Raw genomic sequence first — 15,283 nt, forward strand, 5'->3', positions numbered from 1 at the left:
CCCCGGCGGGTGCGGAGATTCACGAGGAGTAGCGGCATGACACTTTCCATCGGCAGCACGGCGCCGGATTTCACGGCGCAGACCACCCAGGGCGAAATCCGCTTTCATGACTGGATCGGCGACAGCTGGTGCGTGCTCTTCTCGCACCCCAAGGACTTCACGCCGGTCTGCACGACCGAGCTTGGCTATCTGGCGCGAATCCAGCCCGAGTTCGAAAAGCGCAACTGCAAGATCATCGGCCTGTCGGTAGACCCCGTGGGCGACCATGATCGCTGGCTCGCCGACATCAAGGACGCGACCGGAGGCGAGGTCCGCTACCCGATCATCGGCGATCATGACCTGAACGTCGCCAAGCTCTACGGAATGCTCCCGGCGGGTGAAGCGGGGACGTCCGAAGGCAGGACGGCGGCCACCAACCAGACGGTGCGCACCGTCTTCCTGATCGGGCCGGACAAGCTCATCAAGGCGATGCTGCTCTATCCGATGAGCAGCGGCCGCAATTTCGACGAAGTGCTTCGCCTGCTCGATTCCTGCCAGCTTACCGCCAGGCACAAGGTCGCCACCCCCGTCAACTGGAGGCATGGCGAGGATGTGATCATCGTGCCCTCGGTCGGCGAAGAGGAAGCGCGCGAACGCTTCCCCGGCGGCTGGAAGGCGGTGAAGCCCTATCTTCGCATGGTGCCGCAACCGATCGACTGACCTGGGGGAGGCGGCGCATGTTCTTTGAGCAGATCGCGGACGGCGAGGGTTGCCAATCCTATTTCATAGGGTGCGAAAAGAGCTGCGTCGCGGCCATCATCGATCCCGCGCTGGGGCAGGCCAACCGCTATGTCGGCCTGTCTCACCGCAGCGGCCTGCGGGTGCGGTTCATCATCGACACCCACACCCATGCGGATCATTTCTCCGCCGTGCGGCAATTGAAGCAGGAATTCGGCGCGGCTACGGTCATGCACCGCGAAAGCCCCTCGCCTCATGTCGACATTCGGGTGGAGGACGGCCACCTGCTGCCGCTGGGCGAACTGCGGCTCAACATGATCCACACGCCGGGCCACACGCGCGACTCCATGTGCGTCCATGTCGAAGACCGGGTCTTTACCGGCGATACGCTGCTGATCGGCGGCACCGGCCGTACCGATCTTCCGACTGGCGACGCCGAACAGCTTTATGACAGCCTTTTCGACAAGCTGCTGAAGCTGGATGGTGAGACGCTGGTCTATCCGGCGCATGACTATAAGGGTCTGGGCCATACGACGATCGCGGCGGAGTTGGCCAACAATCCCCGGCTTCAAAAGCGCGAGCGCGCTGCCTTCGTCGAGATGATGCGCGGGCTCAATCTCGGCGCGCCGCGTCATCTGACCGAAGCGCTTCGTACTAATATCTCGGGCGGAAAGACGGTGCGGCAGCTTCTGGCCGAGGCGGCGTCGGCCATTCCGTTCATGTCGCTGGAGGAGCTTTCGCGGCGGATCGGCCGGCAGCGCAACGATTTCGTGATCCTCGACGTGCGCGAACGCGACGCCTATGGGCGCGGCCATGTGCCGGGTGCGCGCCACCTCGCGCGCGGCCAGCTCGAGATCAGGATCGACGAGACCTTTCCCGATCCGGATCTCGAAATCCTGACGGTCTGCGAATTCGGCAAGATTTCCACCCTGGCGGCGGCGACCCTGCGCGAGCTTGGCTTCCGTCGCGTGACCGCGCTTGACGGAGGGATGAAGTCCTGGCGCGAAAGCGGCTATCCTGTCGAGACGGGCGAGGAACCGGCACTGCTGATCTGAGGACCGCAACGCTCTGTCCTGAAAGCGGTTTGTTCCATTCCCGTCTCATGGGAAACGGTCGGCGCACAGGGGACGCTTATGGGTTGGAAGACTGGCTGGTTCGGCGCGCTCCTGCTGGGCGGGTTGCTGGCCGCCTGCGCGTCCGTTCCGCCGCCGCCCCCGACACCCGAACCCGTCCGGCCGCCGCCGGAGCCGCGCCCCCCTTATGGCGCGGCGCTGAACCTGCCGGTGCCCAATCCCGGTCCCGACGGGCAATTCGCGACCGTCAACAGCGACATCGGCCCCAAGGAGACGATCTGGCATCTGCGCGCTGCGTTCAACGTCGCGGCGCTTGCGTGCGGCGACGGCAAGGCGATTACGAGCGCCTACAACCGCTTTCTCGCCGATCGCAAACAGGTGCTGAAAAAGGCCTGGGCGGCGGAGACGTCGCGGCACGGTCGGGCGACGCTGGACCGGCACATGACCCTTCTTTACAATTACTTCGCGCAGCCGCCCGCCCTGCCCGGATTCTGCCGTGCCGCCAGCGCCGAGGTGATTCGGCTGAGCGCGGTTCCGCCGGCCGATTTCGAGAGCTATGCCGGCGCGGCGCTTGCACGGCTGGAAGCGCCGATCGTCGCCTTCTACCGGGCCTATCACCAGTATCGGGAAGATCTGGCCGCGTGGCGCGCGACCCACGGCAAAGAGGCTGCGGCTGCAAGCGCGGCGTCCCCGACGGCGGAGGGTGTTGCCGCAGACAATCCCGGAACGGGCGAGGGGTGGCGAATCCAGATCGGCGCCTATACGGGCCGAAAGGCTGCGGAAGCGGCGTGGGAACAGGTGAGAAGGTCAGCCCCCGGCCTCGCGGCTTACCGGCCCTATTATGAGGAGGTGCCCGGGCGAAGGAGGCTCGTCAGGGTGCAGCTCGGCAGCGGGAGCAGCCGGGCGGCGGCGCTGGCGCTTTGCGCGTCCGCTGCGGCCGGCGGCTTCGATTGCCTGCCGGTCAACCGCTAGCCAGGCGTGCTCCAGGTCGTTCACCATCCCGGCTATGTCTCGCCAGCCGCGCCCGGCAGCCGCTTCACCTTCGACAAATACGGGCTGGTGATGGAAGCGCTGGCGGCGGCGGGCCGGGCCTTCGCGCTTCATGAACCCCGGCCGATGGAGCGTCACTGGATAGAGGCGGTGCATGATCCTGCCTATGTCGAGGAGGTGCTGTCCTCGACCGTGCCTTCGTCCAAGGAACGGCGTATCGGCTTTCCGGTCACTGCGCGGGTGGCCAGGCGGTCGCTTCTCTCATCAGGCGGCACCTGGCTGGCGGCGCGGCTGGCGCTGCGCCATGGCCATGCCGCCAACAGCGCGGGCGGGAGCCACCACGCGCAGGCGGCGACCGGTGCGGGCTATTGCGTGTTCAACGACCTTGCGATCGCCGCCAATCGCCTGCTGGCGGAAGGCGATGCCGCCCGCATCCTCATTCTCGATCTCGATGTCCATCAGGGGGACGGAACCGCTCTGCTGCTTGCAGGGCGGCCCGACGTCTTCACGCTCTCGGCCCACGCCGAGGCGAACTATCCCGCGCGGAAAGCCGAGTCCTCGCTGGACATCGCCTTGCCCGACGGCGTGCGCGACGGCGAATATCTGGCGATGCTGGGCGATGTGCTGCCGCGCGTGCTGGATGATTTCCGGCCCGACCTCATCCTCTATCAGGCCGGGGTCGATTCTCATGCCGCCGACAGGCTGGGGCGGCTCTCGCTGACCGACGCCGGACTTGAGGCCCGCGACCGCCTTGCGATGCGCGCCGCGCGCCTCAGGGGAATTCCGCTCGCAAGCACGCTAGGCGGCGGCTATGGCGAGGATCGCATGGCGGTGGCCAGACGGCATGCGGCATCCATGCTGGCGCTGGCCGACGAGAACATGCTGACGCACCCCGCTCTAGAAGCTGAAGGATAGCGTCGCCTTGGCGGCATGGTCCTGCGACCGGTTGCCGACGACGCCTGCATAGCGTGCGCCGACCGTCAGCCGACGCGCGACCAGCCAGTCGAGCCCGCCATCGATCAGGAAGCTGTCGCGATCGAGCGGGGCTCCCGCCACGGTGAACGCCTGGCCACCCGCGCGGAAGGTCGACGAGGCGGTCGGCTCCAGTTCGTTGAACGCCCGCCGCCAGCCGAGTTGCAGATTGGCGGCGAGCGGCGACTCCTCGCCGAACCGTGCCTCCGCCCGCATGCCCAGTGTCGTGAAATGGACGTCGCGGTCGCGGCCATGGACGCTGAGTGCCGCCTCGCCCCCCTGTTCGGCGAAGGCTTCGGTCGTCGTCCAGAGCGCGGTCAGGCCGGCGAACGGCTCAAGCGCGAACCGCCCGAGAGCGACGCGATAGCCGGCTTCGGTGAAGAACTGGACAACCGAGCCGTCATAGCGCGCCGTGGCGCTGTCGGTGAAGCCGCGGAAGGCGATGGTGCGGCTGGTGTCGAGGTCGAGCCAAGCATAGCCGAGGCCGGCGCGCAGCCGCAGCGCCCCAGCGCCGACGCCGCCGTAGATCGCCGCATGGGCGGAATCGATGTTCCCGTCCGAGCCGCGATCGGTGACCGCCAGATCGGTCTTGCTGGCGCCCCCGGCGATGCCGAGCACGACATGTTCGCCAAGCCGTGCCTCGCCGCCCATCAGCCAGCCGTCGGTCTCGCGATCGAGCCGGGCAGCGTTGCCGCTTGCGTCCGTATCGCCCCAGGAGCCGAGCCACTGGCCCCAGAGCGAAAAGCGCTCACCATCGGCGCTGCCGCCCGTCCGGCTGCGGTCGAGCAGCGTCTGGCGCACCAGACCCGCATCGGTGACGGCCGCAGCGACCGCGCTTGCGTGGATTTCGCCCGAAAGCTGGTCGAAGGCGGCCTGCGCCTGCGCCACGCTCGCGCCCACAAGATTGGCGTAGACGGCACTGTCGGGCGCGAAGGCCTGATCGACGGCGGCGCCGGCGGCGCGCTGGTTGCGCGTGACGCCCGCCGAGGCGAAGCTGAGATCGTTGCGGATGAGCGTGAGCGTCACCGAATCGGCGGCATAGGCGAGGCTCGGCGTCAGAAAGGCGAGGTTGGAGGTGACCGCGTCGAACGTGCCGTCGACCGCGCCGCCGGCGGTGATGATCGCATAGTCGGTCACCGGCTGATAGTCGCCTGCTTCGGCCAGAACCTGGACGGTGCCGCCTTCGATGGTGACGTCGCCCGTGACCGCGAGCCGATCGCTGGCGCCCGCGGCATCAACCTCCACTTGGTAGAAGGAGCCCTCCTCGAAGCGGGCGAAGGTTGCGACGCTGAGCGTGCCGATCGAATTGCCGGGCGCAGCCGTCGCGTTGTTGCGGACGATGAGGCCCCCCAGCGTGCCGGTGCCGCCGATCTCGGCCCCGCTCATGACGGCTGCGATCGAGCTGCCGATGGAACCGTTGACGGCGAGCCGGCCTTCCTGGACCACGGTCGCGCCCGAGAGGCTGTTGTTGCCGGCGAGGTTGAGAATGCCGGCGCCCTGCTTCACCAGGCTGCCCACGCCGTCGACCACGCCGCTCAACGTCACATCCGCGCTGGTGTTGACGATGCCGCCGGCAGTGCCAACGGTGATGCCGTTCGCAAGGGTGCCGCCGCCGGTGACGGCGAGCATGCCGCCGAGCAGGTCGACATCGCCGGTGCCGAGCGCACCCGCGCCGGTGATCTCGAGCGTGCTGCCATCGACGACCACGCCGCCGGAAAAGCTGTTGTCGCCGCTGAGCGCGAGACGGCCGCCACCCTCGACGATCACGCCGCCCGTGCCGCTGATCGGGCCTGAGAAGCCGCCATTGCCGGTGCTGGTGTCGACGAAGGCGCCGCCGTCCTCGACCGCCACGGCGGACGGGACGATATTGCCACCAAAGCTGCCGCCCGACAGCCGGAGCGTGCCGCCGTCGAAGGTGATGAGATCTTCGTCCACCACGTCATCGTCCAGCGTGAAGAAGGACTGGCTGTCATCGATCTTGGCGGGTCCCGGGGGATCGAGATCGGGGTCGGCAGTGAATTGGCCGCCGACGAAGCTGATCATCCGGTCGGTAAGTGCACGGAGCGCCGGTGTCGCATCGTAGAAGCTCTGCTGAAAGGTGTTGGTGTCGAAGTAGGTGAGCAGCCGGGCATCCAGCGCGTTCGTCAGCGTGCCTCTGTCGAAGGCGATGCCGGAACCGCCGCCGCCGCCATTGGCTTCGGAAGTGGTGAAGAAGATGCCGTTGCCCGGGCTCGTCACAGTGCCGGCGGCCGGCACGTAGAAGCCGGTATTCAGATCATCGACGATCAGATTGGCGCCGTTGAAGGTGGCGGTGACATATTGGGTGCCGATGCTGCCTGCGGGCAGCGGCACATCACCGCCGCCGGCAGCGGCGATGACATCGATGACCGACTGGTTGCGCGCCGCGAAGCCGGAATGTTCGCCGAGCAGGAACAGGCTGCCGCTTGCTTGCATATAGTCGAGGTAGTTGCTCTGCTCGTCCACGCTCAGGGCAGGAGAGATGCGGACGTCCCAGACCTGATCATAGGCCAGCGAGCCGGTGCCGTCCGCAACCGTCGTGACGGTGTAGCCGGCATGTTCAAGGCGAAGCTTCAGACCCGCGCCTGCGCTGCCGCTGCTATCGCTGCCGATGACGAGCGCGGTGCCCGCGGCCAGGGCCGAGATGGAAGTGGACAGCAGGCACAGGCCCGCCAGCGAACACGAAAACAACGCGCGAGGCATATTCTTCCCCAAATAAGGTCGAGCCTCGGCGTTCTGTCCTGCAATGGTTAATTTGGTATTATCCGGGCGGGAAATCCGGTGGTGCCCTCTAATCGAGCGCCTGCGCCTCGATCGCGTGCATGGCCTCGTCCGAAAGGCCGAAATGATGGCCCACCTCATGCACCAGCACATGGGTGACGAGCGCTTCCAGGCTTTCCCCGCTTTCAGCCCATTCATCGAGGATCGGGCGACGGTAGAGGTGGATCATGTCGGGCAGGCTTCCCGAAAGATCGATCGATTTGTCGCCCACCGGACGGCCGCTGTAGAGGCCCAATATGTCGAAGGGCGATTCCAGGCCCATCTCCGCGATCACTTCGGAATCCGGAAACTCCTCCACCCTCAACACCACGCCGTCCAGATGCGAACGGAAGATGTCCGGCAGGCGGCCGATCGCGGCGCGGGCAAGCGTCTCGATCTCCTCAAGCGTCGGCGCAAGATGGGCGGCGGAAGACATTCCCATGGAATAGGCGTGGTGCGGCCCGGTTGAAAGGGCTCAGCCTTCCAACTGCCGCGAAAGCAGCGTGATGTCGGCGTCCAGCTCGGTGTCTTCCACCCGCAGTTCCTCGATCCGCTTCACCGCGTGCATCACCGTGGTGTGATCGCGTCCCCCGAACCTGCGGCCGATTTCCGGCAGCGAGCGGGGCGTCAGCCGCTTGGCGAGATACATCGCCACCTGGCGGGGACGGGCGACCTCGCGCGCGCGACGGGCGGAGACCATGTCGGCGGGCTTGATCCGGAAATGCTCGGCCACCCGGCGCTGGATTTCGTCGATCGTGATCTTGCGGTCATTGGCGCGCAGCACATCGGCAAGCACTTCACGGGTGAAATCGAGATCGACCGGCTTGCGGGTGAGCGTGGCATAGGCGACCACGCGATTGAGCGCACCTTCAAGCTCCCTGATGTTCGACGTGACGCGCCGGGCGAGAAACTCGATCACATCCTCCGACACGCGCGTTTCCGCCATGCCGGCGAGCTTGGCCGTGAGGATGTTCAGTCGCAGCTCATAGTCGGCGGGGTTGATGTCGGCGACCAGCCCCCATGACAGGCGCGACAGGATGCGGTCCTGAATGCCTTCCAGGTTCTGCGGGCTGCGGTCGGCGGTGATCACCAGCCTTTTTCCGGCGCTGATGATCTCGTTCATCGTGTGGAAGAATTCTTCCTGGGTCGAATCCTTGCCCGCGATGAACTGCACGTCGTCGATCATCAGCACGTCGACGGAACGGAGCTTCTGCTTGAAGCTGATCGTGTCCTTGGCGCGAAGCGCGGCCAGAAACTCGACCATGAACTTTTCGGCGGAAAGATAGGAGACCCTGGCGCGCGGATCCTGCGCGCGCACCTGATTCGCGATGGCGTGCATCAGATGCGTCTTGCCGAGCCCGGTCTGGCCATGGAGGAAAAGGGGATTGAAGGCGATCTTGCCGCCCTCCGCCAGGGTGCGGGCGGCGTTGTAGGCAAGCTCGTTGGGCTTACCGACCACATAATTGTCGAAGGTGTAGCGGCCCTCGATCACGCCGCCGATCGTCTCTTCCCGGACGGCGGGCAGGGCGGGCATCTCCGCCTCGCTCGCGATTTCATCGGTCGGGACGCTGCGCAGACGGGCCGCGACGGAAAGTTCGATGTTCGAAAGGCCCGCGATCTCGGTCGCGCAGATCGAGCGCAGCCGTTCGAGGAAATGGTTGCGCACCCAGTCGGCCATGAAGCGCGTGGGGAGCGACAGGCGCAGCACGCCGCGCTCCTTGTCGAACCTGTCGTACTCGAGCGGGCTCAACCAGCTCTCAAAGGTGCGGCCGCCGAACTCGTCGCGCAGCCGCGCGCGTATCTGCGGCCAGACCTGCTCGGCCGATTCGCAAAGGTTCATATCGCGCCCGGAAGGAAATCCGACTTCCTCCACTGGTCGATATCCGGATTTATACTGATCGAGCGCCGTGTCAGGCCGCATCCGATCCATCCCCTTCTTCAAATGGGCCAAGAATGGTCTTGGCGATTACCCGGCATAGTGCAGAATCTACCGAGACTTCTCTCTATTCACCGAGCAAAACTCCCCCCAATTCGCAGTTGTGGTTAATACAACTGCAAATCTTAGATCACGAATTGGACAGCGATACTCTGTGACCGGACGACTGCCGCTCACAGGGGGGAACTTTAGACAAGGTGGAGCGTCGATCAAGGGATTCGCACGTCATCTTCTTGAAATAAAAAGATTGACACGCAAGCCCGCGATTCCGGAGATTTGCCGCTAAGACACTGAAAAGAAAAGGGGCTGTTTCCAGCCCCTCTCGCGAATCGCGTGAAATCCGTATGTCAGCTTTGTGACATGGCCCGGATATTTTCTAATCCGGAACGAATCTGCCGATCCGGTTCCGGAACAATCTTCAGGCCAGCGCGCGCACCGCCTTGGTCAGGCGCGATATTTTCCTGGCGACGGTGTTCTTGTGGAGAACGCCCTTGGACGCCCCGCGCATCATTTCCGGCTGGGCCGCCTTCAGCGCCTCGGCCGCCTCGTCCTTGTTGCCGGCGGTGATCGCCGATTCGACCTTTTTGACAAAGGTCCGGATACGGCTGACGCGCGACTTGTTGACGTCTGCGCGCCGGTCGTTCCGGCGGATGCGCTTCTTGGCCTGGGGCGTATTCGCCATCGGAAAACCCTCGAACTTTCTGTGCCTGTCCGTCGTGGACGGACGCAATATAGGTTGCGGCCACGGGCTGACCCGCGTCCGGAAAGCGCGCTCACTACCTTCCGATGGCCGCGCGGTCAACCGCCTCGCGGCGAAAATCGCGGGCTATCGCTGGCAACGGGCGCACCAGAAGGTGGATCGGCCGCCGTCTGCGCGCCGCCGCACGGGCGCGCCACAGGCGCAGGGCTCGCCTTCCCGCCCGTAGACGCGCCATTCCTTGCTGAAATAGCCAAGCTCGCCGTCGGGCCGGGCATAGTCCCTGAGGCTTGATCCGCCCGCCAGTATCGCTGCGTCCAGCACCAGCCGGATCGCGTCCACCAGCCGCTCCATCCGGGCGCGGCCGATTCGTCCCGCCGGAGCATCCGGGCGGATGCCCGACAGGTGCAGCGCCTCACAGACATATATGTTGCCGAGGCCCGCCACGATCCGCTGGTCCAGCAGCAGCGCCTTGATCGGCGCGGCGCGGCCGGACAGCGCCTTCAGCAGATAGGCCGCGCTCAATTCCGGCCCCAGAGGCTCCGGCCCCATGGCGGCAAAGGCGGGGAATGCCGTCAGATCGCTGCTCGGCACGAGATCGAGCGAGCCGAAGCGGCGGGGATCATTGAGCGACAGCAATATGCCGCTGCCGGTCTCGATCAGAAGATGGTCGTGGGGGCCGATCGCTTCCGGCGAAATCCGCCAGCGGCCGGACATGCCGAGGTGGAAGATCAGCGTGTCGCCGCGATCGGTGTGGATCAAGCCGTATTTGGCGCGCCGCCCCAGCCCCGTCACGCGCGCGCTGGCCATCCGCTGTCTCAGGTCCGGCGGGATCGGCCGCCGCAGGTCGGCGCGGCGCGGCTCCACCCGGATGAGCAACTGGCCTTCCAGCACGGGGCGCAGCCCGCGCACGGTGGTTTCGACTTCGGGAAGCTCGGGCATGGCGCGAAAAGCCTTATGGCGCGTTTGCCTGCCGAACAAGCCTTGGCTAAGGGCAAATCCATGGACGACGCTGCTGAACAGGTATCCTTCGGTTACGAGCAGGTGAGCCGCGAGGAAAAGACGCGCCGGGTGGGCGAGGTCTTTCGCAGCGTTGCGGCCCGCTATGACCTGATGAACGATCTGATGTCGGGAGGACTGCACCGGCTGTGGAAGGATCAGTTTGTCCGGCGCGTGAAACCGCGCCCGGGCGAAGCGATCCTGGACATGGCGGGCGGCACGGGCGACATCGCGTTCCGCATGGCCGCCCGCGGCGCTCAGGTGACGGTGGCCGACATCAACCCGGCGATGCTCGAGGTCGGGGTGAAGCGCGCGGCCGAACGGAAGGTCGAAGGGCTGGTCTGGGCAGAGGAAAATGCCGAACGGCTGAGCTTTCCCGACCGCATGTTCGATGCCTATACGATCGCCTTCGGCATAAGGAACGTCACCGACATTCCGGCCGCCTTGCGGGAAGCGCATCGCGTGCTGAAGCGCGGCGGGCGCTTCTTCTGCCTTGAGTTTTCGACGACCGAATGGCCCGGCTTCGGCAAGGTCTACGACGCCTATTCGCACCATGTCGTGCCCCGCATCGGCGAACTGGTGGCAAGCGATGCCGACAGCTATCGCTATCTGATCGAATCGATCCGCCGTTTCCCCGATATGGAAACCTTCAGGTCGATGATCGCCGAGGCCGGTTTCGCCCAGGCCCGGGTCGAGCCTGTTCTGGGCGGCGTGGTCGCCATCCACAGCGGCTGGAAGATCTGAGCTTGCGCCCGGTTCGGCAGGCGAACTGGCGGCGCGGCCGCGCCCCGGGGCGGGCATGAGCACCTCCATCACCCACCTCTGGCGGCTGGTACGATGGGGGCGGACGCTTGCCCGTCACGGCGCGCTCAAGGGCATCGAGCGCGACCCGCTGACTCCGCCGCGCGTGCGGCTGCTCTGCCGCGTGGCCCGATTCGGCGCGCGCGTGCCGAAACAGCCGGCCTATGCGGATGCGTTCCAGGCGATAGGCCCCGCCGCGATCAAGCTGGGGCAGGCGCTTGCCACCCGACCCGATCTGGTCGGCGAAGCGGCGGCGCGCGATCTCCTGCGCCTTCAGGACGCGCTACCGCCCGCGCCCTTCCCGGCGGTGCATGCGGCGATCGAGGCGGCGCTCGAAAAGCCGGTGGAGGCGGTGTTCGCCTCGATCGATCCGGAGCCGGTCGGCGCTGCATCGGTCGCACAGGTGCACCGCGCGGTCACGACCGACGGACGGTCGGTTGCGGTCAAGGTGCTGCGGCCGGGCGTGGAGGACGAGTTCGCCCGCGCGATCGAGACATATGAATGGGCGGCGGCCCAAGTGGAGGCACTGGGCGGCGAGGCGGCACGGCTGCGGCCCCGGCTGGTGATCGCCATGTTCAGGCAGTGGACGGCGCGCGAGCTGGACCTGAGGCGCGAGGCGGCGTCCGCGTCCGAACTTGCCGAATCGCTTCAGGCGGAGCTTGGCTTCACCGTTCCGGCCATCGACTGGACGCGCACCTCGCGGCGCGTGATGACGCTGGAATGGATCGACGGCATCAAGCTGACCGATCGCGATGCTCTGGTGGCGGCCGGGCATGATCTGAAGCGGCTTGCCGCGCGGCTGGTCCAGGCGTTTCTGAGACAAGCGATCGTCGACGGCTTCTTCCATGCCGATCTGCACCAGGGCAATCTCTTCGCGCTGCCGGACGGCCGCCTTGTGGCGGTGGACTTCGGCATTATGGGGCGGATCGACCGGCGCGCGCGGCTGTGGCTTGCCGAAATCCTCTACGGCCTCATCACCGGCAATTACGCGCGGGTCGCCGAAATCCATTTCGAGGCGGGCTATGTGCCGCCGCACCATAATCTGGCCGAGTTCACCACTGCGTTGCGCGCGGTGGGCGAGCCGATGCGCGGGCTTCCGGTAAAAGACATCTCGGTCGGCCAGATGCTGGATGGGCTGTTTGCCATCACCCGCGATTTCGACATGCCCACCCAGCCCCATCTGCTGCTTCTGCAAAAGACGATGGTGATGGTGGAAGGTGTTGCGACCGCACTCGACCCCGATATCAACATGTGGGAAACGGCAGAGCCCTTCGTGCGCGAATGGATACGCGACGAGCTGGGGCCGGAAGCCTGGTTCTCCGAACGACTGATCCGCGATGTGCGGACGCTCGCGGACCTGCCGGAGCTTGTCCGCCGCATCGCCCGCCACTATCCGCCGGAAGGGGCCGCGCCGCCGCCCCCGCCGCTGCCGGACATCCAGATCATCCGGGTCGCGCAGACCCGCTGGTTCGTGCTTTCGGCCCTGCTCGGCATATTGGCTGGCGCGGGCGCGATGGCGCTTTTAGGATAGGGACATGAACGGCAAGCGCATTCTCCTGATCGTGGGCGGCGGGATCGCGGCCTACAAGGCGTGCGAGCTGATACGGCTGATCCGCAAGGAAGGCGGCACGGTGCGGTGCGTGCTGACGGATGGTGGCGCGCAGTTCGTGACCGCGATGACGCTTGCCGCCCTGTCCGAACAGCCCGTCCACACCAGCCTGTGGGACCTGAAGGACGAGGCCGAGATGGGCCATATCCAGTTGAGCCGCGAGGCCGATCTGGTGGTAGTCTGCCCGGCGACGGCCGATCTTCTGGCGAGCATGGCGAACGGCCATGCCGGAGACCTTGCTTCCACCCTGCTGCTTGCAACCGACAAGCCGGTGCTTGCAGTGCCCGCGATGAACGTTCGGATGTGGCTGCATGCCGCCACCCGGCGCAATGTCGCCCGGCTTCGCGCGGATGGCGTGACGGTGATGGAGCCTGACGAAGGCCCCATGGCCTGCGGCGAGTTCGGGCCGGGCCGCCTGCCGGAACCCGCCGCGGTGCTGGAGGCGATCCGCCGGAGAATGGTCGGTGGGGGCGCGCTTTCGGGCAAGCATGTCATCGTCACCGCAGGGCCGACGCATGAGCCGATCGATCCGGTGCGCTATATCGCCAACCGGTCGTCCGGCAGGCAGGGGTTCGAGATCGCGGGCGCGCTTGCAGCGATTGGCGCCGAGGTCACGCTGGTGGCGGGGCCGGTGGCGCTGCCGACGCCTGCCGGCGTGCGCCGGGTGGACGTCGAGACGGCGCTGGAAATGGCCGAGGCGGTGGAGCAGGCGCTTCCTGCGGACGCGGCGGTGATGGTGGCGGCCGTCGCGGACTGGCGGGCCGAACCGTCTGCCACCAAGATCAAGAAGGGCGGAGATGGCGCGCCTCCGCCGCTCCGGCTGGTGGAAAATCCCGATATTCTGGCGGGTCTTGCTGCGGCCAAGAAGCGGCCGGGGCTGGTGGTCGGCTTTGCCGCCGAAACCAACGATGTTCTGGACCACGCCACGGCCAAGCGCGCGCGCAAGGGCTGCGACTGGATTGTCGCCAACGACGTGTCGGGCGATGTCATGGGCGGCAGCGACAACACCGTCCACCTAGTGACGGACGCAGGCGTTGAAAGCTGGGAACGGCTGCCAAAGCCGATGGTCGCCGCCCGCCTCGCTCAACGTATCGCCGAAGCGCTTGGGGGGCTGAAGACATGAACGCCGAGATCGAAATCCGCCTGAAGCGCCTGCCGCATGGGGAGGGTTTGCCGCTACCGGCCTATGCGACCGCCCATGCCGCGGGCATGGATGTGGTTGCCGCCGAAGATGTGACGCTCGCGCCGGGTGCGCGCCATGCCGTGGCGACCGGCTTCGCAATCGCTATTCCGGCGGGTTTCGAGGTGCAGGTCCGGCCGCGCTCCGGCCTTGCGCTGAAGCATGGCGTCACCTGCCTCAACACGCCGGGCACGATCGATGCCGATTATCGCGGCGAGGTGAAGGTGATCCTCGCCAATCTGGGCGGCGAGCCTTTTGAAGTGCGGCGCGGTGAGCGGATCGCGCAGCTTGTCCCGGCGGCCGTGCAGCAGGCGCGTTTCGCCGAAGTGGCGGAGCTTGACGAAACCGCACGTGGGGAGGGCGGCTTCGGCTCCACGGGGCGCGAAGCGCTTGTGAAGTGACGCTCAGCGACGAACAGCTCGACCGTTATGCGCGCCACATCATCCTGAAGGAAATCGGCGGCGCGGGACAGGCGCGGCTGCTGGAATCGCGCGTGGCGGTGATCGGCGCGGGTGGCATAGGCTCTCCGGTGATCCAGTATCTCGCGGCGGCGGGCGTCGGCCGCCTGACGATTATCGACGACGACGCCATCTCTTTGTCCAATCTTCAGCGGCAGGTGCTGTTCGGTACGGACGAAGTCGGCCATGTGAAGGTGGATGCGGCCGCACGCGCCGTCGCACGGCTCAACCCCGATGTCGCCGTCATGCCCGTGGAGGCGCGGATCACCGCCGGCAATGCCGAGGCGATGCTGGTGGGGCATGATGTGATCGTCGACGGCTGCGACAATTTCACGACCCGGCTGGCGGTGGCCGACGCGGCACTTACGCTCCGTATCCCGCTGGTGTCGGCGGCTGTCGGCCAGTTCGAGGGGCAGATCGCTACCTTTAGGGGGTGGGAGGCGGACAAGCCCTGCTACCGCTGCTTCGTGGGCGCGGACCCGGCGCGCGAGGATGCAAGCTGCGCGGATCAGGGCGTGGTTGGCGCGCTCACCGGCGTGATCGGAAGCTGGGGCGCGCTGGAGGCGTTGCGTGAACTCGTTCGCTTCGGCGAGGACGCGGCGGGTCGCCTGGCGCTGTTCGATGCGCTGACGATGCGGGTGAAGACGCTGTCCCTGCCGAAAGACCCGGCCTGCCCTGCTTGCGGTGCAGTGAAATGACGGAGCAGCGCCCGCTCGCCCTCATGCTCGGTTCCGCCGCGCACGACCGGCTGCACGCCGGATTGTCGCTGGCGGCCGCCAGCGCCGCGCTCGGGCGGGCGGTCGCCATATATCTCCATGCCGATGCGGTGCGGCTGCTGGACCCGGGGCTCAACTGGGCGGAAGACGTGCGCTTTGCCGCCGTCGGCAGTCCCGCCATTGCGGAATTGCTTGCAAGCGCGATGGAATTGGGCGTGCGGGTCACGGCTTGCCAGACCGGACTGGCGTTGACCGGCCTCTCCGCCGATGCGTTGCCCGAAGGCGTCGAGCCGGGGGGGCTGGTCGATTTTCTGGGCCAGGCGCGCGACGCCGAGATCGTGCTGGGCTGAACGTCGC

15 protein-coding genes are annotated in these 15,283 nt (G+C 66.6%); 10 read left to right on the top strand and 5 right to left on the bottom strand.

All coding sequences use genetic code 11. From position 1 onward, the window contains the following. Nucleotides 1-36: 36 nt before the first annotated feature. The 4 genes from BSL82_RS15200 to BSL82_RS15215 all read left to right on the top strand — a co-directional run bounded on the left by BSL82_RS15200 (nt 37) and on the right by BSL82_RS15215 (nt 3,695). On the top strand, nt 37-699 hold the full coding sequence (locus BSL82_RS15200; protein WP_072598130.1) for a peroxiredoxin: 663 nt from the start codon (nt 37-39) through the stop codon (nt 697-699). A gap of 17 nt (nt 700-716) precedes the next feature. Then, nucleotides 717-1,772, top strand: coding sequence for an MBL fold metallo-hydrolase (locus BSL82_RS15205; RefSeq protein ID WP_072598131.1), 1,056 nt, complete (start codon nt 717-719; stop codon nt 1,770-1,772). 78 nt (nt 1,773-1,850) lie between these two features. Next, nucleotides 1,851-2,762: an SPOR domain-containing protein gene (locus BSL82_RS15210; RefSeq protein WP_072598132.1), complete on the top strand. Its 912-nt coding sequence runs from the start codon at nt 1,851-1,853 to the stop codon at nt 2,760-2,762. 6 nt (nt 2,763-2,768) lie between these two features. After that, a complete protein-coding gene (locus tag BSL82_RS15215; RefSeq protein WP_072598133.1) occupies nt 2,769-3,695 on the top strand; it encodes a histone deacetylase family protein in 927 nt (308 codons plus the stop codon). On the opposite strand, the gene BSL82_RS15220 is transcribed toward BSL82_RS15215, so the two are convergent. The 5 genes from BSL82_RS15220 to mutM form a co-directional block, all read right to left on the bottom strand. Then, nucleotides 3,678-6,473 carry an autotransporter outer membrane beta-barrel domain-containing protein gene (locus BSL82_RS15220; RefSeq protein ID WP_072598134.1) on the bottom strand — a complete coding sequence of 932 codons (2,796 nt, stop codon included), beginning with the start codon at nt 6,471-6,473 and terminating at the stop codon, nt 3,678-3,680. The genes BSL82_RS15215 and BSL82_RS15220 overlap by 18 nt on opposite strands. Before the next feature lie 88 nt (nt 6,474-6,561). Then, nucleotides 6,562-6,966, bottom strand: coding sequence for a metallopeptidase family protein (locus tag BSL82_RS15225; RefSeq protein WP_072598824.1), 405 nt, complete (start codon nt 6,964-6,966; stop codon nt 6,562-6,564). 39 nt (nt 6,967-7,005) lie between these two features. Then, nucleotides 7,006-8,370, bottom strand: a complete 1,365-nt coding sequence (gene dnaA / locus BSL82_RS15230; protein WP_072598825.1) for a chromosomal replication initiator protein DnaA — start codon at nt 8,368-8,370, stop codon at nt 7,006-7,008. Nucleotides 8,371-8,884: 514 nt separating this feature from the next. After that, a complete protein-coding gene (rpsT, locus tag BSL82_RS15235) occupies nt 8,885-9,148 on the bottom strand; it encodes a 30S ribosomal protein S20 (RefSeq protein ID WP_072598135.1) in 264 nt (87 codons plus the stop codon). Nucleotides 9,149-9,292: 144 nt separating this feature from the next. After that, on the bottom strand, nt 9,293-10,105 hold the full coding sequence (gene mutM / locus BSL82_RS15240; RefSeq protein WP_072598136.1) for a bifunctional DNA-formamidopyrimidine glycosylase/DNA-(apurinic or apyrimidinic site) lyase: 813 nt from the start codon (nt 10,103-10,105) through the stop codon (nt 9,293-9,295). Between the two features lie 60 nt (nt 10,106-10,165). Between mutM and BSL82_RS15245 the strand changes: the two genes are divergently transcribed. From BSL82_RS15245 to BSL82_RS15270, 6 genes are read left to right on the top strand one after another with little or no spacing between them, the layout of a single operon-like run. After that, nucleotides 10,166-10,906, top strand: coding sequence for a class I SAM-dependent methyltransferase (locus BSL82_RS15245; RefSeq protein WP_072598137.1), 741 nt, complete (start codon nt 10,166-10,168; stop codon nt 10,904-10,906). A 55-nt stretch (nt 10,907-10,961) separates the two neighbouring features. Then, on the top strand, nt 10,962-12,494 hold the full coding sequence (gene ubiB, locus BSL82_RS15250) for a 2-polyprenylphenol 6-hydroxylase (protein WP_072598138.1): 1,533 nt from the start codon (nt 10,962-10,964) through the stop codon (nt 12,492-12,494). 4 nt (nt 12,495-12,498) lie between these two features. After that, on the top strand, nt 12,499-13,695 hold the full coding sequence (gene coaBC / locus BSL82_RS15255) for a bifunctional phosphopantothenoylcysteine decarboxylase/phosphopantothenate--cysteine ligase CoaBC (protein ID WP_072598139.1): 1,197 nt from the start codon (nt 12,499-12,501) through the stop codon (nt 13,693-13,695). Further along, nucleotides 13,692-14,153 carry a dUTP diphosphatase gene (gene dut / locus BSL82_RS15260; RefSeq protein ID WP_072598140.1) on the top strand — a complete coding sequence of 154 codons (462 nt, stop codon included), beginning with the start codon at nt 13,692-13,694 and terminating at the stop codon, nt 14,151-14,153. The genes coaBC and dut overlap by 4 nt, the downstream gene beginning before the upstream one ends. Continuing rightward, entirely contained in the window at nt 14,150-14,908 is a 759-nt protein-coding gene (locus tag BSL82_RS15265; RefSeq protein WP_072598141.1) for a HesA/MoeB/ThiF family protein, read from the top strand. Before dut ends, BSL82_RS15265 begins: the two co-directional genes overlap by 4 nt. Continuing rightward, nucleotides 14,905-15,276 carry a DsrE family protein gene (locus tag BSL82_RS15270; RefSeq protein ID WP_072598142.1) on the top strand — a complete coding sequence of 124 codons (372 nt, stop codon included), beginning with the start codon at nt 14,905-14,907 and terminating at the stop codon, nt 15,274-15,276. The genes BSL82_RS15265 and BSL82_RS15270 overlap by 4 nt, the downstream gene beginning before the upstream one ends. The last annotated feature ends 7 nt before the right edge of the window (nt 15,277-15,283 follow it).

This window comes from Tardibacter chloracetimidivorans (genome assembly GCF_001890385.1).
GTDB lineage: Bacteria > Pseudomonadota > Alphaproteobacteria > Sphingomonadales > Sphingomonadaceae > Tardibacter > Tardibacter chloracetimidivorans.

Excerpts from the sequence above, each read along its gene's own strand:
- BSL82_RS15200 (WP_072598130.1), top strand. The coding sequence starts at position 37 with ATGACACTTTCCATCGGCAGCACGGCGCCGGATTTCACGGCGCAGACC.
- dut (WP_072598140.1), top strand. The coding sequence starts at position 13,692 with ATGAACGCCGAGATCGAAATCCGCCTGAAGCGCCTGCCGCATGGGGAG.
- BSL82_RS15225 (WP_072598824.1), bottom strand. The coding sequence starts at position 6,966 with ATGTCTTCCGCCGCCCATCTTGCGCCGACGCTTGAGGAGATCGAGACG.
- coaBC (WP_072598139.1), top strand. The coding sequence starts at position 12,499 with ATGAACGGCAAGCGCATTCTCCTGATCGTGGGCGGCGGGATCGCGGCC.
- BSL82_RS15205 (WP_072598131.1), top strand. The coding sequence starts at position 717 with ATGTTCTTTGAGCAGATCGCGGACGGCGAGGGTTGCCAATCCTATTTC.
- BSL82_RS15210 (WP_072598132.1), top strand. The coding sequence starts at position 1,851 with ATGGGTTGGAAGACTGGCTGGTTCGGCGCGCTCCTGCTGGGCGGGTTG.
- dnaA (WP_072598825.1), bottom strand. The coding sequence starts at position 8,370 with ATGAACCTTTGCGAATCGGCCGAGCAGGTCTGGCCGCAGATACGCGCG.
- BSL82_RS15220 (WP_072598134.1), bottom strand. The coding sequence starts at position 6,473 with ATGCCTCGCGCGTTGTTTTCGTGTTCGCTGGCGGGCCTGTGCCTGCTG.
- BSL82_RS15245 (WP_072598137.1), top strand. The coding sequence starts at position 10,166 with ATGGACGACGCTGCTGAACAGGTATCCTTCGGTTACGAGCAGGTGAGC.
- mutM (WP_072598136.1), bottom strand. The coding sequence starts at position 10,105 with ATGCCCGAGCTTCCCGAAGTCGAAACCACCGTGCGCGGGCTGCGCCCC.
- rpsT (WP_072598135.1), bottom strand. The coding sequence starts at position 9,148 with ATGGCGAATACGCCCCAGGCCAAGAAGCGCATCCGCCGGAACGACCGG.
- BSL82_RS15270 (WP_072598142.1), top strand. The coding sequence starts at position 14,905 with ATGACGGAGCAGCGCCCGCTCGCCCTCATGCTCGGTTCCGCCGCGCAC.
- ubiB (WP_072598138.1), top strand. The coding sequence starts at position 10,962 with ATGAGCACCTCCATCACCCACCTCTGGCGGCTGGTACGATGGGGGCGG.